Source organism: Streptococcus sp. Marseille-Q5619 (genome assembly GCF_946901205.1).
In the GTDB taxonomy this organism is placed as follows: Bacteria; Bacillota; Bacilli; order Lactobacillales; family Streptococcaceae; genus Streptococcus.
Map to the genome: position 1 here is coordinate 104,772 of NZ_CAMPPO010000002.1, position 24,651 is coordinate 129,422.

General features: G+C 40.4%; 19 protein-coding genes, 3 tRNA genes and 1 other RNA gene. 2 read left to right on the plus strand and 21 right to left on the minus strand.

All coding sequences use genetic code 11. The features are described 5' to 3' along the window. Positions 1-42: 42 nt before the first annotated feature. Genes OC530_RS01640 through OC530_RS01650 form a run of 3 tightly spaced genes read right to left on the minus strand, consistent with a single transcriptional unit; the run spans position 43 to position 3,640 of the window. On the minus strand, positions 43-1,995 hold the full coding sequence (locus OC530_RS01640; protein ID WP_262078957.1) for a fructose-specific PTS transporter subunit EIIC: 1,953 nt from the start codon (positions 1,993-1,995) through the stop codon (positions 43-45). Further along, positions 1,992-2,903, minus strand: a complete 912-nt coding sequence (gene pfkB / locus OC530_RS01645; RefSeq protein ID WP_173229204.1) for a 1-phosphofructokinase — start codon at positions 2,901-2,903, stop codon at positions 1,992-1,994. The genes OC530_RS01640 and pfkB overlap by 4 nt, the downstream gene beginning before the upstream one ends. After that, positions 2,900-3,640 (minus strand): DeoR/GlpR family DNA-binding transcription regulator, encoded by a 741-nt coding sequence (locus OC530_RS01650; RefSeq protein WP_173229206.1) that lies wholly within the window; start codon positions 3,638-3,640, stop codon positions 2,900-2,902. Before OC530_RS01650 ends, pfkB begins: the two co-directional genes overlap by 4 nt. A 161-nt stretch (positions 3,641-3,801) precedes the next feature. Here OC530_RS01650 and OC530_RS01655 point away from each other — a divergent pair. Beyond that, a tRNA-Ser gene (locus tag OC530_RS01655) sits at positions 3,802-3,889 on the plus strand. Positions 3,890-3,967: 78 nt separating this feature from the next. Here the strand turns inward: OC530_RS01655 and OC530_RS01660 are convergent. The 3 genes from OC530_RS01660 to cozE form a co-directional block, all read right to left on the minus strand. After that, complete coding sequence (locus OC530_RS01660; RefSeq protein ID WP_000094595.1) at positions 3,968-5,302, minus strand: Nramp family divalent metal transporter; 1,335 nt, start codon at positions 5,300-5,302, stop codon at positions 3,968-3,970. Between the two features lie 420 nt (positions 5,303-5,722). Then, positions 5,723-6,070: a transfer-messenger RNA gene (gene ssrA / locus OC530_RS01665) on the minus strand. Positions 6,071-6,610: 540 nt separating this feature from the next. Next, entirely contained in the window at positions 6,611-7,720 is a 1,110-nt protein-coding gene (gene cozE, locus OC530_RS01670; RefSeq protein ID WP_050079225.1) for a cell elongation protein CozE, read from the minus strand. A 102-nt stretch (positions 7,721-7,822) separates the two neighbouring features. On the opposite strand from cozE, the gene pbp3 reads away from it, so the two are divergent. After that, the gene (pbp3, locus tag OC530_RS01675; RefSeq protein WP_262078962.1) at positions 7,823-9,064 is read left to right on the plus strand and encodes a D-alanyl-D-alanine carboxypeptidase PBP3; all 1,242 of its coding nucleotides are present in this window, start codon (positions 7,823-7,825) and stop codon (positions 9,062-9,064) included. 83 nt (positions 9,065-9,147) lie between these two features. On the opposite strand, the gene sufB is transcribed toward pbp3, so the two are convergent. The 15 genes from sufB to parC all read right to left on the minus strand — a co-directional run bounded on the left by sufB (position 9,148) and on the right by parC (position 24,476). Continuing rightward, positions 9,148-10,560 carry a Fe-S cluster assembly protein SufB gene (gene sufB / locus OC530_RS01680; RefSeq protein WP_000797047.1) on the minus strand — a complete coding sequence of 471 codons (1,413 nt, stop codon included), beginning with the start codon at positions 10,558-10,560 and terminating at the stop codon, positions 9,148-9,150. A 57-nt stretch (positions 10,561-10,617) separates the two neighbouring features. After that, a complete protein-coding gene (gene sufU / locus OC530_RS01685; protein WP_173270323.1) occupies positions 10,618-11,058 on the minus strand; it encodes a Fe-S cluster assembly sulfur transfer protein SufU in 441 nt (146 codons plus the stop codon). After that, positions 11,045-12,271 (minus strand): cysteine desulfurase, encoded by a 1,227-nt coding sequence (locus OC530_RS01690; protein ID WP_262078967.1) that lies wholly within the window; start codon positions 12,269-12,271, stop codon positions 11,045-11,047. The genes sufU and OC530_RS01690 overlap by 14 nt, the downstream gene beginning before the upstream one ends. Positions 12,272-12,281: 10 nt before the next feature. Next, entirely contained in the window at positions 12,282-13,544 is a 1,263-nt protein-coding gene (gene sufD / locus OC530_RS01695) for a Fe-S cluster assembly protein SufD (protein ID WP_261025856.1), read from the minus strand. A 27-nt stretch (positions 13,545-13,571) separates the two neighbouring features. After that, positions 13,572-14,342, minus strand: coding sequence for a Fe-S cluster assembly ATPase SufC (gene sufC, locus OC530_RS01700; protein ID WP_000114489.1), 771 nt, complete (start codon positions 14,340-14,342; stop codon positions 13,572-13,574). A 151-nt stretch (positions 14,343-14,493) separates the two neighbouring features. Further along, positions 14,494-14,688 carry a DUF3272 domain-containing protein gene (locus OC530_RS01705; RefSeq protein ID WP_001081602.1) on the minus strand — a complete coding sequence of 65 codons (195 nt, stop codon included), beginning with the start codon at positions 14,686-14,688 and terminating at the stop codon, positions 14,494-14,496. A 27-nt stretch (positions 14,689-14,715) separates the two neighbouring features. Beyond that, positions 14,716-16,371 carry a DNA polymerase III subunit gamma/tau gene (dnaX, locus tag OC530_RS01710; RefSeq protein WP_262078974.1) on the minus strand — a complete coding sequence of 552 codons (1,656 nt, stop codon included), beginning with the start codon at positions 16,369-16,371 and terminating at the stop codon, positions 14,716-14,718. After that, positions 16,371-16,868, minus strand: coding sequence for a GAF domain-containing protein (locus OC530_RS01715; RefSeq protein ID WP_262078976.1), 498 nt, complete (start codon positions 16,866-16,868; stop codon positions 16,371-16,373). Before OC530_RS01715 ends, dnaX begins: the two co-directional genes overlap by 1 nt. 85 nt (positions 16,869-16,953) lie before the next feature. Beyond that, positions 16,954-18,156, minus strand: coding sequence for a 30S ribosomal protein S1 (rpsA, locus tag OC530_RS01720; protein WP_001001631.1), 1,203 nt, complete (start codon positions 18,154-18,156; stop codon positions 16,954-16,956). A 161-nt stretch (positions 18,157-18,317) separates the two neighbouring features. Further along, positions 18,318-18,389 (minus strand) — tRNA-Gln (locus OC530_RS01725). 9 nt (positions 18,390-18,398) lie between these two features. Continuing rightward, positions 18,399-18,479: transfer RNA gene (locus tag OC530_RS01730), tRNA-Tyr, on the minus strand. 49 nt (positions 18,480-18,528) lie between these two features. Beyond that, positions 18,529-18,759, minus strand: a complete 231-nt coding sequence (locus OC530_RS01735) for a DUF2969 domain-containing protein (RefSeq protein WP_000037113.1) — start codon at positions 18,757-18,759, stop codon at positions 18,529-18,531. Between the two features lie 97 nt (positions 18,760-18,856). Next, on the minus strand, positions 18,857-20,824 hold the full coding sequence (locus OC530_RS01740; protein ID WP_262078982.1) for a peptide ABC transporter substrate-binding protein: 1,968 nt from the start codon (positions 20,822-20,824) through the stop codon (positions 18,857-18,859). 22 nt (positions 20,825-20,846) lie between these two features. Further along, positions 20,847-21,869 carry a branched-chain amino acid aminotransferase gene (locus tag OC530_RS01745; protein WP_262078984.1) on the minus strand — a complete coding sequence of 341 codons (1,023 nt, stop codon included), beginning with the start codon at positions 21,867-21,869 and terminating at the stop codon, positions 20,847-20,849. Between the two features lie 135 nt (positions 21,870-22,004). Further along, positions 22,005-24,476 (minus strand): DNA topoisomerase IV subunit A, encoded by a 2,472-nt coding sequence (gene parC / locus OC530_RS01750; protein ID WP_262078986.1) that lies wholly within the window; start codon positions 24,474-24,476, stop codon positions 22,005-22,007. Between the last annotated feature and the right edge of the window lie 175 nt (positions 24,477-24,651).

Genomic DNA, 24,651 nt, shown 5'->3' on the forward strand with positions numbered 1-24,651 from the left:
CTGCACCCAACGGTACAATCTTTTCATTTTTCTATCTAAGTTTTATGCTTGTGGTTTGCGTAGGTAACCATAGACTACACCACTTACGATTGCTCCTACCAAGACAGCAACGAGGTAAAGGAGGGCATTTGAAGTAAGGGCAATAACGAAGATTCCTCCGTGTGGCGCCATGAGTTTGATACCAGTAAGACCAACGAGGCCTCCTGCTACTGCTGAACCAAGGATAAAGCTTGGGATCGCACGAGCTGGGTCAGCGGCACCAAATGGAATTGCTCCCTCAGTGATAAAGGACAAGCCCATGATGATGTTTGTCAAACCAGAGTTGCGTTCTTCCTTAGTAAATTTATCTTTGAAAAGAAGAGTTGCGACAAAGATTGCAAGTGGTGGCACCATTCCTCCAGCCATAACTGCTGCCATTGCTACAGAACCACCTGAAGAAACAGTAGCTGCAAGCGTACCTGTACCAAAGACATAAGCCGCTTTGTTAACTGGTCCACCCATATCGACAGCCATCATTCCACCAAGGACGATACCAAGAAGGACAGCTGAACCTCCTCCAAGACCGCCTAGGAAGTCATTCATAGCAGTGTTGATTGCTGCCATTGGGATGTTAACAGCTAGCATAACAAACCCAGTCAATATTGTTCCAAGAAGTGGCAAAAGAAGAATTGATTTAGCACCTTCAAGTGAACGTGGAACTTTAACGTATTTCTTGATGGCAAGAACCAAGGCACCTGCGATAAATCCACCAACAAGGGCACCTAGGAAACCAGATGAGACACCTGCAAGAGTTGAAGTTGCTTCACCACCTGCGGCATAAGGAATTTTACCAAAGGCAAAACCTTCTTTGGCAATAGCACCAGCCACGAAACCTGCTACCAAACCTGGTTTTTCAGCGATAGAGTAGGCAACATAACCTGCAAAGACTGGAAGCATCAAACCAAAGGCAGCTCCACCAATTTTCATGAACATAGAAGCTAGTTCATGGTAGGAACCAAGATTGCCAAGATTTTCATTTGGAACCCCCAAAGCACCGTCAATCAAGAAGGCAAGGGCAATCATGATACCCCCACCGATAACGAATGGCAACATTTGGGACACACCACTCATCAAGTGTTTGTAGAAGGCACCACCAAGGCTTTGTTTTTCGTTAGAGGCTGTTGCACCTTCTGCTCCATTAGCAGCACGGTAGACTTCAGCATCTCCTGAAAGAGCCAAGTTAATCAATTCTTCTGTCTTACGGATACCGTCAGCAACTGGACGATTGATTAATGGTTTGCCATCGAAACGATCCATTTCAACTGCCTTGTCTGCTGCGATGATAACAGCTTTAGCCTTGCGGATATCCTCTGCAGTTAGTTGGTTTCCAACACCGCTAGCTCCGTTGGTTTCGACCTTGATACCAACCCCCATTTCAGCAGCCACTTTCTGAAGGGCTTCTTGGGCCATGTAAGTGTGGGCAATACCTGTTGTACAAGCTGTAACAGCTACGATAAAGTCAGCAGATTCATTGGCAGATACTTGAACAGGCTCTTCAGTTTTTTCTGAAGCTTGGTCAAAAAGTTCAATGACTTGGTCAGCTGATGTTGCTTGACGAAGTTTATCAGCAAAGCCGTCTTTCATCAAGTATTGAGACAATTCTGCCAAGGCAGCCAAGTGGGTATCATTAGCACCTTCTGGAGCTGCAATCATGAAGAAGAGGTCGGTTGCTTGTCCATCCAAGCTCTCGTAGTCAACACCCTTGTTTGACTTGGCAAAGAGAACTGTCGCTTCTTTTACAGCAGAGTTTTTGCTGTGAGGCATAGCGATTCCGTCACCCAAACCAGTAGAAGTGAGAGCTTCACGCGCCAAAATTCCTTCTTTAAAGGTTTCAAAATCTGTTACATAACCGTGGTCTACCAAGCTTTTAATCATCTCTTCGATGACAGCAGTTTTTTCAGTTGCCTGCAAATCCAGCAACATAACATCTTTTCTCAATAGGTCTTGAATTTTCATCTTTTTTCTACCTCAACTTTTTCATATGTTTCTTTAATAAATTCTGCTGTTGCCAAGTCATCAGAGAAGGTCGTTGCCGTTCCACAAGCCACTCCCCATTTGAAGGCTTCTACTGCGTCTTTTGATTTGACAAATTCACCTGTAAATCCAGCGACCATAGAATCGCCAGCTCCGACAGAATTTTTGACTGTTCCTTTGATTGGTTTAGCGAAATAAGCTCCCTCAGATGTGACAAGAAGAGCACCGTCACCAGCCATAGAGATAATGACGTTTTGAGCACCCTTAACCAGTAACTCTCGAGCATATTTTTCAATTTCATCTAAACTATCGAGTTCAACCCCAAAAATAGCTCCAAGTTCATGATTGTTTGGTTTGACCAAAAGTGGCTGATAGTCCAAACTATCAATCAAGGTCTGTCCTTCAAAATCACAAACGACTTGCGCACCCGTCTGGCGCGTCAAGGCAATCAAATCCTTGTAGATAACATTGCCTAGATTTTTAGCACTTGAACCAGCAAAGACAACTGTATCTTCTGCAGTCAAACTAGATAAAATAGCTTTCAATTCTTCTAGCTGAGCTGGTTCCACATTTGGACCAGTCCCGTTGATTTCTGTTTCTTGGTCTGCTTTAATCTTGACATTGATGCGAGTATCTTCTGCTACTTGGACAAAACGTGTCTCGATTTCTTCCTCTGCCAAAGTATCTGTGATAAATTTACCAGTAAAACCTCCGATAAATCCAGTTGCTGTATTGGGAATATCCAAGCGTTTCAAGACACGACTGACATTGATTCCTTTCCCTCCAGCAAACTTATCATCACTATCCATTCGATTGACACTACCGACTTGGACTTGGTCCAAACGAACGATATAGTCAATGGATGGATTGAGTGTGACTGTATAAATCATACTTCTATTACCTCCGTTTTCTCCTTAATAACCTGCAAGAGATCATGCCCTTGACTTGTGATAACAATAGCGCGTTTGAGTGGTGCTACCTTTGCAAAGCAAGTTTGTCCAATCTTAGACGAATCCACCAAGACATAGGTCTGTTTGGCATTCTCTAAAATAGCACGCTTCACAGCTCCCTCCTCCATATCAGGAGTCGTATAATAGCCATCGTCCACACCATTCATCCCGATAAAGGCACGGTCAAAGTGCAATTGGTTAATCTGGTTAAGAGCAACGCCCCCGATGCTCGCATCTGTCGCCATCTTGACACTTCCTCCAACCATGACAGTTGGAATCTGCTTTTCAACCAACTGAGCTGCATGGTGAATGGAGTTGGTCACAACTGTAACATTCTTATTGACCAATTCATGAATTAAAAAGGCTGTCGTTGTTCCAGCATCGATAAAGATGACATCTTGTTCCTTGATAAGAGAGGCTGCTTTCTGAGCCAGCAACTTCTTCTCTTGAAGGTTTTTGACAGATTTTTCTTGAATGGTTTCTTCTTCCTGCAAGGAGTGGGGCAATTCTGCTCCACCATGCACGCGACGAAGCTTGTTTTCTACCTCCAACTCATCCAAGTCTCTTCGAACCGTTGATTCTGACGTTTCTAGCAAACTAACTAATTTTTCTAGAGAAACTACACGATGTTGATTTAACTCCTCTAAAATCAGTTGCTTCCGCTCTGTTTTTAACACCGAATCACCTCCTGTTATTGTTTACACTATTCATTCTATCATACTTTATTTCAAAGTCAAGCATTTTTTATCATTTTCTTTCAAATTCTATCATTTTTCTTATTTCCAGAATTTTTATTGCAAGATAAGAGCCTTTATGGTAGACTATTGGAGTAAGTATTGGAAGATTACTCAAGAGGCTTAAGAGGCCGTGTTGGAAACGCGGTAGGCGTGTAACAGCGTGCGTGGGTTCGAATCCCATGTCTTCCGTTTATTTTAAAAAAGATACCCAAGAAATCTTGGGTATCTTTTTTCTTATATGCTTGTTTTATAACTCGGGTGAATTTCTTAGAAAATATCAAATAACAATTTCACATTGAGAATTGTTAAGATAATGGAAACAATATAACCAAGGATGGTATTCCATTTAGCATTGGTAAATTCGCCCATCAGTGATTTCTTAGAAGTTAAATAAATCAAAGGGAAGATTGAAAACGGAAGAGCGATTGAAAGAAAGACCTGTGAATAGACCAATAACTGATCCAAGGTTTTTTCCTGATGACCAAACAGAACTGCAACTATCATGACAGGTAGCAAGGCAAAGAGGCGAGTCGCCAAACGAATGAACCATTGAGGCAATCTCATATGCAAGAAACCTTCCATAACGATTTGTCCAGTCAAGGTACCCGTAATTGTCGAATTCTGACCACTGGCTAATAAAGCCAAGGCAAACAAGGTTGATAAGGTCGAGCTAGCTATAGCTCCTGCAATAGTAGAATCCTGCAAGGCATTATACATTTGAGAGAAGGCAGAAATCTCGGATGCATGGCCGAAAAAGAGAGCCGCTCCTAAGATCAAAAGAAGGGAGTTAACGACAAAGGCCAAGGATAACTCGAGATTAGAATCCCAGGTCATAAAGCGTACGGCTTTTCGAACATCATTTTTGTCCTTGTGATTGATTTTACGAGTCTGTGACAAGGATGAATGCAAATAGAGGTTATGAGGCATAACAGTTGCTCCCACGATCCCTAGTGCCAAGGTTAATTGACTTTCATGCCCTGGCAAAGGACTTTCAAATAAGGTTGCATTCGGTAGATAACCCTCAACGATTCCTTGGAAGCTTGGATGTGACAAGGCTACAAGATAGGTAAAAATTGCTAGAATGGTTAAAATCAGTGTTGTCACAATAGCTTCAATCTTCTTAAAGCCAAATTTCATCAGAAGCAATAAGAGAAAAACATCCAACACGGTCAAGAGGATGGCTATCATAATCGGAATCTTAAAGAGAAGATTGAGAGCAATCGCTGAACCTAGAACTTCTGCCAGATCTGTCGCCATCAAGGCTAATTCTAAAATCACCCATAGACTATAACGAAGCCATTTAGGTGAATGATGAGCCGTTGCTTGAGCCAGGTCCATCTGGGTTACAATACCAAGCTTTCCTGCCATCTGCTGAAGTTGCATGGCAATGAGAGATGAAATCAAGATAACAAACAAGAGACTATACTTATAGGAAGCACCACCGACTACACTGGTAATCCAGTTTCCTGGATCCATATAACCAACTGCGACAAGAGCACCCGGACCTAAAAAGGCCTTTAAATTTTGCCAGAAATGATTGTTATTTGGAGTATCGATAGATTGATTAATCTCAGAGAGTGACACTTTTTTATGAGAAGACATAGATACTTACCTCTTTCTAAACCTACTTTTTCATTATTTTCTATTAGAGAAAAATAAGATTGACTTTAAACTATTAAAACAATGAAAACTATATGAAAAACATTTAGTTTTTTCATTATTTTTCTTAAGGCACATTAATATTTTTCTTAAGGCACATTAATATTTTTCTTAAGGCACCTTAATTATAACACAAAAAATGAAAACTATATGAAAAACATTTAGTTTTTTCATTATTTTTCTTAAGGCACCTTAATTATAACAGAAAATATGATAAAAACTTAAGAAAATTCAGGACTTGATTTAATATTTAGGATACAACAAAATGTTGTATTCTTTTTTTGCAAAAGAATACCAAAGAATAAAATAAAAAACGTTGTAAAAACAACGTTTTAGAAAGATTTACAAAACAATGTAAATTATCAATGGAGCCGGTGGGAGTCGAACCCACGTCCAAACACCTGCCAACATATTTGTCTACAACCATAGGTTATGTATTAGTTTAACAGTCCCTCGACACATAACTCAAGCCTAGAAACTGCGAGTCTATCAATCTCTTATCAAGCCGCTAGACGAGACTTGATCGTATCTCGCTAATAATAAGACCTGTCATTGAACACGAGCAATCCAAATCGGGTCACGCCTGCTGGTTTTTAGGCAGCTAGAGCGTAAGAAGTGTTATTTTTTGCAGTTATATTTAACTGAGCGTTTACGTCGCCACACGAGTCGCAAAATATGCCTCATAATGCCTGTCGAATCCGTAACGACCCCAAAAGACAATAAAACCATTATACCTTATCTAACACAAAAATGCAAAAAGGAAATCACGTACCTAAAAAAGATACTATTCGAGAAATTTAGCAAACTGGGAGACTAACTACAACTTTCTCAGTGCATAACTTTACGATTGTGAATAGAGTTTACAAAATCCAATTAACACATACCTAAGATAAAGCTATCTGTTTTGAAGAAATTCACTAAGAAAATTATTCTAAAATACTTTCAGATGAGAATTTTCCTACTCTCTTTGTTTCAATTCATTTGAGTTTAAAAACTATAAAATAAATCCTTATATTATTCGGAATAATTTTCACTTATTAAACTAAAATAAATAGGTTCCATTCAAACTTTAATAGACTATGAAAACCAGTGGAACTTATCCTGACACGGAATTCCACTGGTTTTTCGATTTTTATCAGATTAACTTCTACTATTCTTAGCTGTGAAAATTAGTTTAGGACTTTAACTTATTTTCAATCTTCTAATCTAAAGGCCACTTCCAGTAAAGAAAAATCAGGGTTCTCCTGAGTTTTACTTAGCTAATTCTCTTTCTCGTTCTTTCATTATTTTATGATTTTCATACAAACGGGATAAGAACTTAGAAATTTCTTTTAAGATAGAATAGGTCGGCACTGCGACAATCATTCCAACTACACCATAGATATTGCTTGACAACAAAAGTAAAACCAAAATCGTGATTGGATGAACCTTCATAACACTTCCTACGATTCGAGGATATAAGATATTACCATCTACCTGCTGAACAACAAGCATATAAATCACTGCAATCAGCATTCTATGGGGATCAGTGAATATATTTGCGATGATCATAGGAATCAAACCAATACTTGGCCCCACATAAGGAATTAAATTGGCTACACCAGAAAAAATAGCAAAAACTAAAGCATATTTTAAACCAATAATACTATAGCCAATATAAGCCAAACAACCTATAATGATTGCGTCAATCGAAACTCCACTAATATAGCGAGCAATCGTCGCATTTAAATTCTTTAAGAGACCTGCAATATGCAAGCGATCCCTCTTTAGAATCGTTCTTTCAAGCATGGGCAAGAATTTATGTCCATCTAATAGGAAATAAACCAAAAAAACCGGAGTCATAATCAAAATCAAAACAGTACTGATAAGAGCTGACAAGACGCTCCCCACACTATTTGATACGCTATTTAGGATATTCTGAAGAATATCAACATAGGATAAGTTTAACTGCTGAATTGTAGCTTCTACATCCAAATTCTGGAGCGCAGGATAATTAGATAAGTCTATGATTAAGTCTTGTACTCGACTATAAATAGTTTGACTAGATATAATCAAGCTAGATAACTGATTAATCAAAATAGGTAAGAGATAGACAACACCTATGACCATTCCCCAGACCAAAGCACACAAGGTAATTAAAATACCAAGCAAACGATTGAGTTTACAGACTTTATTTAAGAAAGTAACAATAGGGTTTGTCAAATAATAAAGAAAGCCCCCTAATAAAAATGGAATCATAATTGTATTAAGCACGCTAACAAAAGGGTTAATCAAAGACCCCATCTGTCTCCATAGGTAAAAGATGATTGTTAAGAGTAAAATTTCTGTGGTCCAAAAAAATAATTTATTTCTACGAAACATGAGTTACCTCCCTCACTCTATTTTACCATATTTTCAAAAAGCTTAACGGATGAATTATTAAAGCAAGAATATTTTTTTTCTTTATGATAGAATAAGACTACTATGAAAAAAATATTTTTAACTTTATTAACTGTCTCCCTTTTAGGAGGTGCTTCTACTGTTGCTGCTCAAGATTTTAATATTGCTGCAAAACATGCCATTGCTGTTGAGGCAAATACTGGTAAAATTCTCTATGAGAAGGATGCAACGCAACCTGTCGAAATTGCTTCCATAACAAAATTGATTACTGTTTATCTAGTCTATGAAGCTCTGGAAAATGGAAGTATCACACTATCCACCCCAGTAGATATTTCTGATTATCCTTATCAATTGACGACAAATTCTGAAGCCAGTAATGTTCCTATGGAGGCCCGTAATTATACTGTCGAAGAGTTGCTTGAAGCAACTCTGGTATCTAGTGCCAACAGTGCCGCTATTGCCCTAGCTGAGAAAATTGCTGGCTCAGAGAAAGACTTCGTCGATATGATGCGTGCCAAACTCCTGGAATGGGGAATCAATGATGCCACGGTTGTCAATACAACTGGTCTTAACAATGAGACTCTAGGGGATAACATTTACCCAGGATCTAATAAAGATGATGAAAATAAGCTCAGTGCTTATGATGTTGCCATCGTTGCCCGCAACCTCATCAAAAAATACCCACAAGTCTTAGAAATCACCAAAAAACCTTCTTCTACTTTTGCTGGGATGACAATCACTTCAACCAACTACATGTTAGAAGGTATGCCTGCTTACCGTGGTGGTTTTGATGGGCTAAAAACAGGAACAACAGATAAGGCTGGAGAGTCTTTTGTTGGTACTACTGTCGAAAAAGGCATGAGAGTCATCACAGTTGTTTTAAATGCAGATCATCAAGACAATAATCCTTACGCTCGATTTACAGCTACATCTTCACTAATGGATTATATTTCTTCTACATTTACACTTCGCAAAATCGTTCAGCAAGGCGATGCCTATCAAGATAGCAAAGCCCCTGTACAAGATGGAAAAGAAGATACGGTCACTGCAGTGGCCCCAGAGGATATCTATCTAATTGAACGTGTTGGGAACCAATCTTCCCAATCTGTTCAATTCACTCCCGATTCTAAAACAATCCCAGCACCACTTGAAGCTGGAACAGTGGTTGGCCATCTGACTTACGAAGACAAGGACTTGATCGGTCAAGGTTACATCACCACAGAGCGCCCTAGTTTCGAAATGGTAGCAGAAAAGAAAGTTGAAAAAGCTTTCTTCTTAAAAGTTTGGTGGAATCAGTTTATCCGATTTGTTAATGAGAAATTATAAAAAAATCGCGGTTTAAAATCGCGATTTTTTATTACAAGTTCATCTTCAAAGTCCTTGATTTTTAGTAAATCTAAAATCAAATTTTATCCGACTGATCCTTCCATTTCATAGCTAATCAAGCGGTTCAGCTCAACAGCATACTCCATTGGAAGTTCTTTTGTGAAGGGCTCCACAAATCCCATGACAATCATTTCTGTCGCTTCTGATTCTGACAATCCACGGCTCATGAGGTAATAGAGTTGCTCTTCTGAAATCTTAGAAACCTTAGCTTCATGTTCCAAAGCGACTTGCGAGTTATGAATTTCATTAAATGGAATAGTATCTGATGCTGACAAGTCATCCATAATAATGGTATCACACTCAATGTGAGAAACAGATTTCTTAGAGTTCTTGTTAAAGGTTACTTGTCCACGATAGTCAACCTTTCCTCCGCCTTTAGCGATGGATTTAGACACGATAGATGAGCTAGTATGTGGAGCGTTGTGGATCATCTTAGCACCCGTATCTTGGTGTTGTCCTGCATTGGCAAAGGCGATCGAAAGCATGGTCCCACGCGCCCCTTCTCCATCTAGGTAAACAGATGGATATTTCATAGTTGTCTTGGCACCCAAGTTTCCATCAATCCATTCAACCGTGGCATCCTTTTGAGCCTTAGCACGCTTTGTTACCAAGTTATAGACGTTATCAGACCAGTTTTGGATGGTTGTATAACGCATATAAGCACCATCCAAGGCAAAAATTTCTACGATGGCAGCATGCAAGCTGTTGCTTGAATAAGTTGGCGCTGTACAGCCCTCTACGTAGTGGACACTTGCTCCCTCATCAACGATAATCAAGGTACGTTCAAACTGACCTGTATTTTCGTTGTTGATACGGAAGTAGGTTTGAAGAGGAATATCCACTTTGACCCCTTTTGGTACGTAGATAAAAGTTCCACCTGACCATACTGCTGAGTTAAGGGCAGCCAACTTGTTATCTGTTGGTGGTACCAACTTGGCAAAGTATTGTTTAAACAAGTCTGGGTATTCTTTAAGAGCAGAATCCGTATCTGTAAAGATGATACCTAACTTCTCAAATTCTTCCTTCATGTTGTGGTAAACCACTTCTGACTCGTACTGGGCAGAGGCACCGGCTAGATAAGCACGCTCAGCTTCTGGAATCCCGATACGTTCAAAGGTTTCTTTGATTTTTTCAGGAACGTCATCCCAGGAACGAGCTGGTTTATCAGATGGTTTTTGGTAGTAGATCAAGTCATCAAAATCAATCTCTGACAAGTCTGCTCCCCAAGTTTGCATGGGCATTTTTTTGAAGGTTTCATAAGACTTCAAACGGAATTCTAACATCCACTCAGGTTCTCCCTTGGCAGCTGATAGTTCACGAATGACATCTTCATTCAATCCTTTTCCTGTCGATAGGACAGGCTCTACATCATCATGGAAACCAAATTTATATTCACCAAGATCAATTGGTTTTGGTTCTACTCTTTCTTCAGCCATAATATCCTTTCTTTCATTCTTCATTTCTACTGATTCATAAGACAAAAGAAACTTGCCTTACTTGTTTTCTTGATTTTCAATTGTTTTCTTCAGGGCGTTCCAAGCTAGGGTCGCACACTTGATTCGTTGAGGGAATTTGGCAACACCTGACAAGAAAGCTGCATCACCAAGACTATCTTGTCTGTCATCTTTTTGCCCTTGAACCATTTCAGAAAAAATGGTCGCAAGTTCTAAGATTTCTTGCTTGGTTTTTCCTAAAACTGCATCTGTCATCATGCTAGCAGAGGCAGTTGAGATGGTACAACCTGAGTTTAGAAAAGCGATATCTTCCAAACGGTCATTTACATCAAACTTGACAGAGAGATTGATAACATCGCCACAGGTCGGATTGTTGAGACTGATTTGTTCAGCATCTTCCAACTTCCCTTGGTGATGTGGATTTTTCGAATGGTCCGCTACCACTGCCATATAAAGGCTATCTAGTTTAGAAAGTGCCATTGAAAAACTCCTTTGTCTTTTGTAAGGCATCAACTAGCTTGTCGCAATCTGCCTTGGTATTGTAGATATAAAAACTTGCACGAGCTGTTGCTGGAACACCCAAATACTGGAGCAAGGGTTGCGCACAATGGTGACCTGCACGAACAGCCACTCCTTCATAATCCAAAGCAGTCGCAAGGTCGTGAGGATGAAGGTCGCCTAGGTTAAAAGCAATGACACCTGAACGTTGAGTCAAGTCCTGAGAACCGTAAATAGTCAATCCTTCAATCGCCTGCAATTTTGGATAGACATAGGCGATCAATTCCTGTTCATGGGCTTCAATGGCATCCATACCAATCTTTTCCAGATAATCAACTACAGCAGCAAGTCCGATTGCACCAGCCATGTTAGGAGTTCCAGCCTCGAATTTCCAAGGCAATTCCTTCCAACTAGCAGATTGTTCATAAACGAAATCAATCATTTCGCCGCCAAATTCAACTGGTGACATTTGTTCCAGATACTTTTCTTTGCCGTAAAGAACACCGATACCAGTTGGACCAGCCATCTTGTGACCTGAAAAGGCAAAGAAGTCCACATCCAAGTCCTGGACATCAATCTTCATATGAGGCGTAGATTGTGCTCCATCAACTACCATGATGGCTCCAACTTGGTGGGCTATTTGAGTGATTTCCTTGATAGGATTAACCACTCCAAGAACATTTGAGGCATGAGCTAGGGAGACAAATTTCACCTTATCAGTCAATTTAACTCGCAAATCCTCCATATCCAAGGCACCGTCCTTAAGATAGACATAAACAAGCTCTGCCCCAGTCTTACGGCAGGCTTCCTGCCAAGGAATGATGTTGGAATGGTGTTCCATGACGGAAATCAAAACTTGATCTCCCTCAGTCAGAATTTCCTCAGCAAAGCGTGCTACCCAGTTCAGACTGGTTGTCGTTCCTCTGGTAAAGAGAACTTCCTTTGTAGAGCCTGCATTGATAAACTTACGAATGGATTCACGAGCGGCTTCATAGGAAGCTGTCGCACGCTCTGCCAAGGTATGAACACCACGGTGAACATTGGCATTGTCCTTCTCATAGTAGCGGTTAATCGTTTCAAGAACTGCTAGTGGTTTTTGTGTCGTCGCAGCATTGTCCAAATAAACCAATGGTTCATCATTGACAATCTGGTCTAAAATTGGAAAATCCTTGCGAATCGCTTCTACATCTAACATAGGCTTCCCCTTAGCGTTTTGACAATTTTTCTTCGATAGTTGCAATCATTTCATCGCGAACTTCTTTGACTGGAATCTCAACGATAACGGAGCCGAGGAAACCACGGACAACCAAACGTTCTGCAGTTGCCTTATCCAAGCCACGGCTCATGAGGTAATACATATCTTCTGGATCTACCTGACCGATAGAAGCTGCGTGACCTGCAGTAACATCATTTTCGTCAATCAAAAGAATTGGATTGGCATCCGAACGCGCTTGGTCTGAAAGCATAAGAACACGGCTCTCTTGTTGGGCATCTGCTCCCTTAGCACCCTTGATAATGTGGCCGATACCATTGAAGGTTAAGGTTGCTTTTTCAAGAATAACCCCATGTTGTAGGATATTTCCGATGGAGTTACAACCATAGTTTGTTACGCGGGTATCAATCCCTTGTACCTGACGGCCACTTGAAAGAGCTACCACTTTAAGATCCGCATGGCTACCGTTACCAATCAAGTCGCTATCAAAGTCAGCAACGACGTTTCCTTCGTTCATGACACCGATTGCCCAGTCAATACTTGCATCGTTGCCCAATTTACCACGACGGCTAATGTAGGCAGTAACGTTTTCACCTAGACGGTCGATAGCAGCAAACTTCACTTGAGCACCAGAACGTGCAATTACTTCAACAGTAATGTTTGCAGTTGCTTTGGCACTTCCTTCACCGCGTGACTCTAAACGCTCCAGATAACTAATCTTAGAATTTTTACCTGCGATAATCAGGATATGTTTGTTAAACGGCACATCGCTATCGCTGTCTTGATAGAAAATTCCTTCGATTGGTTCAGCAATTTCCACGTTATCAGGAATGTAGAGAACGGCACCACTATTGAAATAAGCAGTATGGTAGGCTGCTAATTTGTCATCGTCATACTTAACAGATGACATGAAGAATTCCTCAATAAGCTCTGGAATTTCTTCTAAAGCTGAGTGAAAGTCTGTGAAGATAACACCTTGTTCAGCTAACTCAACTGGTGTTTGTTCAAAAACTGTTTGAGTTCCTACTTGCACCAACTTCAAGTGATTATCTAAAGCTGTGAAATCTGGAACATTTGCTGATGGCTCGCTTTCTGTAATCGTTCCATCCCCCAGATTCCAACGGTGGAATTTGACACGCTCAATAACTGGTAATTCCAAAGTCTCAATCTTGTCAAAAGCTTTTTGACGGAGATCAGCCAACCAGCTTGGTTCAGCGTGCATTTCTGAAAAAAGTTTAATATTTTCTTTAGTCATTTACTTCTCCTAAAAGACACGAGGAAATTACAATTCTTCCTTGTAGTCATAGCCAAGTTCTTCAGCTAATTTTGCGTATCCTTCACGTTCCAAACGCGCAGCCAATTCTGGACCACCAGAAAGGACAACACGACCTTCCATCATCACGTGTACCACATCTGGTGTGATATAGTTCAAGAGACGTTGGTAGTGAGTGATAATCATAGCACCAAAACCTTCACCACGCATGGCATTGACACCTTTCGATACAACTTTAAGAGCGTCAATATCAAGACCTGAATCAATCTCATCCAAAAGGGCAAAAGTTGGTTCCAACATCAAAAGTTGAAGAATTTCATTTCGTTTTTTCTCACCACCAGAGAAACCTTCGTTGAGGTAACGCTCAGCCATTTCTTCTTTCATGTTGAGCAATTCCATCTTCTCGTCTAGTTTAGTGATAAACTCACGAACTGAAATCTTCTCATCGTCTTCTTTACCAGCATTCATAGCTGCACGAAGAAACTCAGCATTGGTAATTCCAGGAATTTCTGATGGGTATTGCATAGCAAGGAAAAGTCCCATACGCGCACGCTCGTCAACTTCCAACTCAAGGATGTTTACGCCATCAAACAAGACTTCACCTTTGGTAACTTCATAGTTTGGATTTCCCATGATAGCTGCAGAAAGAGTCGATTTACCTGTACCATTTGGTCCCATGATAGCGGCGATTTCTCCTGTTTTCAGGGTTAGGTTAACCCCTTTTAAAATTTCTTTTCCTTCAATCTCAACGTGAAGATCTTTGATCTCTAATACTGACATGATAGTTCCTTTCTTTTTCAAGACCTTTACCAGTGCTCACTAGAAACATACTTGATTTCCCTAGAAAATACGGTAAAAGGTCAATAAATATACTTTTATAGTATAACAAAAAAAAGCCTAAAAGGCTTTGATTTTGTCTAGAAGCTGAGGACTAGTCTTTTCCTTTTAAATGCTGGTCAATGACATCTACAATTTTGCCCATCAAGTAACTAACTCGGAAATTTCTAAAGAGCAAAATGGCCCAAAAGGCTGCCATAATATAACGACCAGTCATCCAAGCTTCATTGAAAAAATAGGTCTCAGCAGCTGTAAACAGCGCGATGATAATAAATTGTTGTCTATTCATAAACTTATTGTATCATGAAATCTCTCTTTAGTCTTCCTCTACCTTCACTTTATCAGCCAAAAATTCAAATCCTTCTGGAATCAGGCTTTCTTCTGCTTCTTTTTCAGTTTGAAAAGATTTGGCTTTGGCTGAAAAGGCTGCGCGAACTTCTTTCCATTCCTCCATGGAAATGGCTAAAATTTCGGGTGAAAAACCTGCTGACTGACTGAGGATGTTACCAAACATGGTGTTGAGATTGTCTCGTTTCATGGTTTGACCAGCATTGAAGTTAGATTCAAAAGCAAGAATAGCATGGTGTTCATTGGCCGCAACTGGTTGAGAACCAACTAGCAGAGCCTTATCAGGACCTCCAAGACTTTCAATCACCTCTCCCCAGGCATTCTGCAAGCGAATCAGATTTTGACGTGCTAAATCAGGATTTTCGACGGCCTCTTGTAAGATAGATTGTACTTTATTACGATCCACACGATAGACGGTCTTGCCCGCTGCTGGACGACTAGGAACTGGATTTGTTGGCTTAGATACGTTTCCCACATTGGCGAGTTCTTGTTTGAGACGGGCAACTTCCTGTCTCAGTGCAGCAATTTCATGCTCAACCGCCCCTGAAAGAGCTGGTTCAGGCTTGATTTCCGCTAAACGAATAGTCATCATCTCAGCATAAATCTTGGGCTGCAAACTAGACTTAATATCTGCTAAACTCACTGTCGCCAAGCGAATCATTTCAAACAGATTTTCCTGAGGAAGTGCCAAATTTTCTACAAAGACTGGACTATGATGAGTGTTTTCTCCCCCTGTTTGAACAATTAACAAGTCTCTTAAATAGTGCAAAAGGTCGGTCACAAAACGAGTCATGCTCTTACCATTCTCAAAGAGAAGATTTAAGCAAGCTAAGGCTTTGGGAACATCCTGTTGAGACAAGGAAGCCACATAATCATCCAAGGCTGATAGACTAATGGTACCAGTAATTTCTTCAGAGATGGCAGTCGTCAACTCGTTTCCCTGTGTCAAACTCAGGGCTTGATCTAAAATAGACAAGGCATCTCGCATTCCACCTTCAGCCCGTCTGGCAATGATTTCCACAGCCTCTGGTTCAGAACTGATATTTTCTTTTTCTAAGATATAGCGGATATGTTCCTTAATATCCTGTGTCTTAATCGATTTAAACTCAAAACGTTGCACACGGGATAGAATAGTGGCAGGAATCTTGTGCAATTCAGTAGTAGCCAAAATAAAGACCACATTCTGTGTTGGCTCTTCCAGCGTCTTTAGGAGGGCATTAAAAGCCCCTGTAGACAGCATGTGAACCTCATCTATGATATAAACCTTATAACGAGCAAGGCTAGGCGCATAGGTAGATTTATCACGAATTTCGCGAATTTCATCTACCCCATTATTAGAAGCCGCATCCATTTCAATGACATCTTCTAAACTACCATCTGTCACTGCTTGGCAAATATAGCAGTTATTACAAGGTTCACCACCCACTTGATTTGGACAGTTCATAGCTTTGGCAAAAATCTTAGCTACACTGGTTTTTCCCGTTCCCCGTGGACCAGAAAAAAGATAAGCATGACTTATTTTCTCTTGCTCCACTGCTTGTTTAAGAGTCTTAGCCACAACTTCTTGACCAACCAACTGGGAGAAGTTTTGACTTCTATATTTTCGATAAAGTGCTTGATACATTAAGATTTTTCCCCAAACATTGTAAAGTCCCATTCTGTCTTTTCAAGCAAAATCGCGACAAATTGTTCCAAATAATCTCGATCCGTTGCATCGTAATCCTCAATCTCTGAAGAATCCAGATCCAGAACTCCAAGTAACTGACCATTCTTCATCATCGGCACCACAATTTCACTTTTAGCTAGACTGTCACAAGAAATATAGTTGGGATAGGTACTTACATCACCAACCAGGACTGTTTCCTGAAACTCAGCAGCTTCACCACATACGCCCTTGCCTAGTGCAATACGGATACAGGAAACACCTCCTTGGAAGGGACCTAAAACCAATTCCTTTCCATCGAACAAATAAAAACCTGCAAATACGGTATTAGGAAAACGTGATTTTATGAGAGCACTGGCGTTGGAAAGATTAGCCAAAACATTGGTTTCGCCTTCCAATAGGAAGGACAATTCTTCATTTAACATTTGGTAACGTGATTGTTTTTCTGATTTTAACATAGAACTATTATATCAAAAAAGGAGCAGAGACAAAAGAAAAATCCCTTGTTTAGTAAACAAAGGATTTTGTGAATTTTCAATTTGATTAAAGTTCGATATCACCAAACAAATCAGCCATTGAGAATCCTGTTTGTGTTTCTGGAAGTTCGAAATCACGTTTTTCTTGGCGTTTTGGACGACGTGGACGAGCAGCACGTTTTTCTTCTTTTTGTCCTTCTTCTTGAGCTGGACGCTCTTCAAGAGCTTTAATAGAAAGTGATACGCGCTCTGCATCTGCGTTAACTTCAAGAACTTTAACTTGAACTTCTTGACCAACTTTAAGAGCTTCTTTTGGATTTTCAATACGTTTGTGTGAAATTTGTGATACGTGAACAAGTCCATCGATACCTGGCAATACTTCAACAAATGCACCGAAGTCAGTCAAACGTTTAACTGTTCCTTCTACTACATCACCTTTAGCCAATTTTTGCTCAACGCCATCCCATGGTCCAGGTGTTGTTGCCTTAAGTGAAAGTGATACACGTCCTTCTTCTTCGTTAAGATCAAGGATTTTCACTTCAATTTCTTCACCAACAGTTACAACTGATTTTGGTGATACGTTACGTTCGTGTGACAATTCAGTCAAGTGAACCAATCCGTCAACACCACCAAGGTCGATGAAAGCACCGAAGCTTGTGATACGAGCAACTTTACCAGTTACAACATCACCAACAGCCAATTTACCGAATACTTCAGCACGAGCTGCTGCTGTAGCTGCTTCAACAACTTCACGACGTGAAAGGATGAAGCGGTTTTCTTTAGCGTCAACTTCTTTGATTTTAGCATCAAATTCTTGACCTACAAAACGCTCAGTGTTACGTACGAAACGAGTATCCAACATTGAAGCTGGGATAAATCCACGAACACCTTCAAATTCTACTGAAAGTCCACCTTTAACGGCACGAGTTCCTTTAACAGTAACAACTTCTTCTTCGCGACCAACAAGTTTGTCCCATGCTTTGCGAGCTTCAAGGCGTTTTTTAGATACAAGGTATGTAACTGTATCAGTATCTTTACCAACTACTTGACGAAGTACAAGAACATCCAATACTTCTCCTACTTTAACAAAGTCATTGATATCTGCATCGCGATCGTTTGTCAATTCGCGAAGAGTCAAGACACCTTCAACACCAGTTCCAGAGATTGCAACGTTAGCTTGAGTCGCATCAACTGTCAATACTTCAGCACTAACAACATCACCAGTCTCAACTTGGCTAACGCTATTTAGCAAATCTTCAAATTCGTTCATCTAAAAAATCCTCCAACAATCAAGTTTTTCTTAAACTTGACATACTTATAATTTTTTTCCTAAGCACCCGCAAGGACATGTTCATATCGTTCACGTCTTTCAATTATAAAAATAAAATACCCTAAGATATTTTGCTTTTTATCTTGATCATTACCTAAGAACTGGGGTAGCTGGATTCGAACCAACGCATGAGGGAGTCAAAGTCCCTTGCCTTACCGCTTGGCTATACCCCATTGATGAAATGGAGAGAGAGGGATTCGAACCCCCGAACCCGAAGGAGCGGATTTACAGTCCGCCGCGTTTAGCCTCTTCGCTATCTCTCCGACAATCAACATGGACTATTATATCATGAAAATTTCAAAAAAACAAGACTTATTTTGCTAAATTATAATTTTCAATCAAAATTTCCACAGCTTTTTCCAATTTTTTATAAAAACTATCGACATTCCCATTCTTTATGATGGCAAATTGTCCATCTAATTCGGCAATTTCTCCGATAACTTTTTTACCAATGGTCAAGGTATAACCTTCAAAACTGTCTTTTCCTACATTAACCTTGGCATCTGCTACTTGAATTTCAATTTTTTTATCTTTCTTACTCATTTCATACCTCTCTTCACTTTTTCTATTTTACAAGAAAATCCTAAAACTAGCAAGAAAAAACTCTATACCAGGCTTGTCTGATATAGAGTTTTCTGCTTTATTTAATGTGTTTTTCTAGTTCTTTTTGGTACTTACCGTTTGATTCCAATTTTTCTTTTTGCCATTTTTTCAGTGCTTCTTCATATTCTTTTGTTGTAACGATATCTTTTTGCAATTTCATTCCTTTAAAGATATATGGGTCACCTTTAATACCAACTTGTGAGTATGGTTTTGAGAATGGCACGACATTACTTACAACTGGAGAACCACCAGATGAAGCTGTTGGCATCAATAATGAACTATCTGTCAACCAAGCTTGAGCCTTGGCATATTTTTCATAGCGTTCTTCAAGATTTGTAGTCTCTGAATCGGCATCATCCAATAATTTCTTATATTGGTCCAAACCAAGTTTCGCTACAACATCCTTATCTTTCCCTTTAGTAATACCAAGGTGTTTCATGGCAGAACCTGATTTAGGATCCATGATATTCAAGTAAGATGCTGGGTCTTGGTAGCTTGGAGCCCATCCTGTACTATTCAAATCATAGTCTTTTTGAGAAGGAACACGCGCTTGAGAAGTGATTGTTTCCTTTTCATTATCTGTCATTTGAAGAACGTCGATAACAACATTTTCAGCACCAAGAGTTGATTCAATTGACTGTTTGAAAGAGTTGCTTTGTTGAACGGCGATGGTATCTGTTTGCTCAACTGGGACATCCAAATGAATTGGGAAAGTTACCCCTTTAGATTCCAAGTCTTTCTTAGCTTTTTCGAAAGCAGCTTTAGCCTTGTCAGGGTTGTAGATAGAATCCTTACCGTCAACTAGCTCAACACCTTTCCATTGGTCACCATAGTTCACCAACTCTGCTTGAGCGATTTGACCAAAGTTTTTACCACCTGCTTGCACAAAGTTGTCAGGAACAAGGCTGTTACGAATAATCTTGTCCGCACCGTCTTCACCATTTAGCTGGGCAGCATAAGAATGGCGGTTGAAGGCAAAGTTGATAGCCTGACGGAAGTCCTTATTTAGCATAGCTTCTTTTGTAGAAGTCTTTTGTTCCTCACTTGTTTTCGCAGTTTTATTATATGACTGACGATTTACGTTAAAGGTGAAGTAATAACTACTTGAGTCCTGTGGACTATAAGTGATTTTATCTCCGTATTGTTCCAAAGTTGAAGCAAAGTTTGAGCTACTTGGGAAGAGACGGGCTGTCGTATAGGCACCTGAAGAGAAGCTACGAATCAACGATTCCTGATCAGAACCATCGTAGTAGGTCAATTTGATCTTTTCGATTTTTACCTTTTCTTTATCCCAGTAGTTTGGATTTTTCTCGTATTCGATTAACGATTTAGAAGTCAAGGTCTTCAAGATATAAGGACCATTGTAAAGAATCCCTGCTGGAGTAACTGCTCCATAATCTTTACCTGATGCCTTCAAAAACTCTTCATTTACAGGCAACATAGTTGCTGTTGTAACTTTAGAGTTCCAGAAGCTTTCTGGTTTATTTAGGGTATATTCAACTGTGTAATCGTCCAAGGCCTTAACACCAACTGTAGAGAAATCATTCGTCTCACCAGTCATGTAGGCATCCAAGCCCTTGATTGAATTTTGGATGAGAGAAACACCGTCTGACTTGCCGTCAGCTACGTGTTTTAGTCCTGTCACAAAGTCATGGGCTGTTACTTCTGCGTATTCTTCACCTTCTGAAGTGTACCATTTAACTCCTTTACGAAGTTTATAGGTATAAGTCAACCCATCTTTTGAGACAGACCAATCTTCAGCCAAGGAAGGAATAACATTTCCGTACTGGTCGTTTTCCATCAAGCCATCAACGACATTCCCGATAATATCTGTTGTGGATGTACGCGTTGCTATGCTGTAGTCCAAGGATGCTGGATCTACTGCATAGACATATGAAAATGCTGTCGGTGCATCTGCTTCTTTATCAGCTTTTCCACAAGCCACTAAAAGAGCTGTCGTGCTCAGGACTACTCCTGCTGTTAAGAGCCACTTTTTCGATTTCATCAAAAATCTCCTTTTGTTTATTTTAATCTACTTTTACAATCCAACCTTCTGGCGCTTCAATATCACCAAACTGAATACCTGTCAATTCATCATAGAGTTTACGAGTCACAGGACCAACTTCTGTTTCACTATAGAATACATGGAAATCATCACCGTGCTGAATTCCACCAATTGGCGAAATAACTGCTGCTGTACCACAGGCACCTGCCTCTACAAAACGGTCAAGGTTATCAATTGGGATATCCCCCTCAATAGGAGTCAAGCCCAAGCGGTGTTCTGCCAAATAAAGCAAAGAATACTTAGTAATAGATGGCAAGATAGATGGACTCAATGGTGTTACAAACTCATTGTCAGCTGTAATTCCAAAGAAGTTAGCTGAGCCGACTTCTTCAATCTTTGTATGAGTTGATGGGTCTAGATAGATAACATCTGAGAAGTGGCGTGACTTGGCCAATTTCCCTGGCAAGAGACTTGCAGCATAGTTCCCACCAACCTTAGCCGCACCTGTACCATTTGGAGCAGCACGGTCGTATTCATCCTGAATCAAGAAGTTGGTTGGAACCAACCCACCCTTAAAGTAATTTCCAACTGGCATAGCAAAGATGGTAAAAATGTATTCCTCTGCTGGTTTTACCCCGATAATATCTCCAACACCAATCAAAAGTGGACGAAGATAAAGGGTTCCACCTGTTCCGTATGGTGGTACGTATTCTTCATTGGCACGGACAACTGCTTTACAAGCTTCTACAAACATGTCTGTAGGAACTTGTGGCATCAAGAGACGGTCACATGTACGTTGCAAGCGTTTGGCATTTTCATCAGGACGGAACAGTTGAATACTGCCATCCTTAGTACGATAAGCTTTCAAACCTTCAAATGCTTGTTGTCCATAGTGGAGACTTGGAGAAGACTCTGAAATATGCAAAGTTGCATCCTCTGTAAGCTCTCCTTGATTCCATTGTCCATTTTTAAAATGAACAATATAGCGATAAGGTAATTTCATATAGGAAAAACCGAGGTTTTCCCAATCAATCGTTACTGTCATATTCCACTCCTTATTCTAAAAACCTATTTCTTATATTCTACACTATTTTTCTAAAATAGCAAGTATATTTTGTAATTTTCAGAAAATTTCTTCAATAAAAAAGAACCAGCTCTTAGAACTGATTCTTCATTTCACTTATTTAGTTTCAGTAAATACTTCTTTAAGATAAGCGTCAAAAACTTCTTCATCTGAAATCGTGTCAGAAATGAAGCTTCCATTGCTAGTGCGTTCTGACAAGTTCAAGTCTTGCAATCGGCTTTCATAGATTGTTCCTTTGTTGGATTGAACAAGCAGAGTTTGGTCGTTCTCTTCCACTTCTGTACTGAAGAGATCACCTACAAATCCTTGTTCGGCAACTGCTCCTGCTAAGAAGACACGGTGCGGTTTGTTTTTCAACTCACGCAAAACTTGTAAACCACGTTTGGCACGGCTGGTTGCTGGAATTTCCTCAATGGAAACACGTTTCAAACTTCCACGCTGAGTCAAGAGATAGAAGGACGAGGTATTACAGATAAAGGCCGATTGGAGGACATCATCTTCTTTCAGGTTCATAGCCTTGACACCTGCAGCCTTGGCACCAACAACCGGAACCTCTTCGATATTGAAACGCAGAGCATAACCGTTTTGGCTAATCAAGAGAACATCATCTAGTTTAATCGGAGCCACTGCTACAATCTGGTCTGTCTCTTCTTTGAGCTTGGCATACTTGACAGACTTAGACTTGTAGGTTCGCCATGGAGAGAATTCTTTGCGCTCTACGCGTTTAATTTGACCTAGACGAGTGGCTGCAAAATAAGTTGTCGCATCATCAAACTGATCCACGACTTCCACATAAAGGATTTCTTCATTCGTTTCAAAGTTTGTGATGGTTTGGCTCAGATGCTCTCCGATGTCCTTCCAGCGAATATCAGCTAATTCATGGATTGGTCGATAGATGATATTTCCAAGACTTGTGAACATCAAGAGGTGTTGAGTTGTCTTGGCAGATTGAACAAAAATCAAACGATCGTCATCACGTTTGCCAATTTCTTCCAGCGTTGAAGCCGCAAAGGAACGTGGACTGGTACGCTTGATGTAACCTGCCTTGGTCACGCTGACGTAGGTATCTTCCTCAGCGATCAGACTAGCTGTATCAATCTCGATTGCTTTCGCAATGTCTTCTAAAGTACTCAAACGTGGAGTAGCAAATTTCTTCTTGACCTCACGAAGCTCTTTCTTCATGAGATTGTACATAGTCCGCTCATCACCGATAATAGCCGCAAGCATGGCAATCTTCTCACGAAGCTCTGCTTCTTCTTCCTGCAAGACAACCACATCGGTATTGGTCAAGCGGTATAGTTGCAAGGTAACGATGGCCTCAGCCTGTTCTTCTGTAAAATCATAGCTAACTTTGAGGTTTTCCTTGGCGTCCGCCTTATTCTCAGAAGCACGGATAAGAGCAATGACTTCGTCCAAAATTGAAATCACGCGAATCAAACCTTCGACGATATGGAGACGTTTCTCAGCCTTTTCCTTGTCAAAGCATGAACGCGCTAAAATCACTTCACGACGGTGGGCGATGTAGCTAGACAAGATTGGAACGATCCCAACCTGACGAGGCGTGAAATTGTCAATCGCCACCATATTAAAGTTGTAGTTGATTTGCAGGTCTGTGTATTTGAAAAGATAATTAAGAACAAGCTCCGTATTGGCATCTTTCTTGAGTTCGATAGCGATACGTAGACCATCACGGTCAGACTCATCGCGAACCTCAGCAATACCAGCCACCTTGTTATTAACACGAACATCATCGATTTTCTTGACCAGATTGGCCTTGTTGATTTCATAAGGAATCTCAGTGATAACGATTTGTTCCTTACCACCTTTTAACTTTTCAATCTCAGTCTTGGAACGAACAACCACGCGCCCTTTCCCAGTTTCATAGGCCTTCTTGATTTCATCACGACCCTGGATAATCCCTCCAGTCGGGAAGTCTGGTCCAGGCAAGAATTCCATGAGTTTATCAACCTTGGCCGTTGGGTGGTCAATCATGTAAACCGCCGCATCAATAACCTCAGCCAAATTATGGGGAGGAATATCTGTGGCATAACCAGCCGAAATCCCAGTCGAACCATTGACTAAAAGATTTGGAAAGGCTGCTGGCAAAACTGTCGGCTCTTTCTCCGTATCGTCAAAGTTCCAAGCAAAAGGAACTGTTTTTTTCTCGATATCCTGAAGGAGATAACCAGCAATCTCTGACAAACGCGCCTCGGTATAACGCATGGCCGCAGGCGGATCACCGTCCATAGAACCGTTGTTACCGTGCATTTCAACTAGAATCTCACGATTTTTCCAGTCCTGTGACATACGAACCATGGCATCATAGATAGAACTATCACCGTGTGGGTGGAAATTCCCCATGATATTCCCGACAGACTTGGCCGACTTACGATAGCTCTTGTCAAAAGTATTGCCATCCTTATTCATCGAATAAAGAATGCGACGCTGAACCGGCTTCAAGCCATCACGAATATCTGGCAAAGCCCGGTCTTGAATAATGTACTTGGAGTAGCGACCAAAGCGCTCTCCCATGATGTCCTCCAGGGACATGTTTTGAATGTTACTCATATAGGATACAGAGCCCGTAAAATACCAAGTGAAAATAGGAAATTATTGCAGTGAGCGATGCTCACAAGAGAATTTATCTTTTCACACAGCATTTAAGGCGTGTTCAACTCCTTTCAAAGAATATATAGTGGGTGTAATGATAAAAGGATGTAGGAAGGATTAGTCCCGTGTTCAG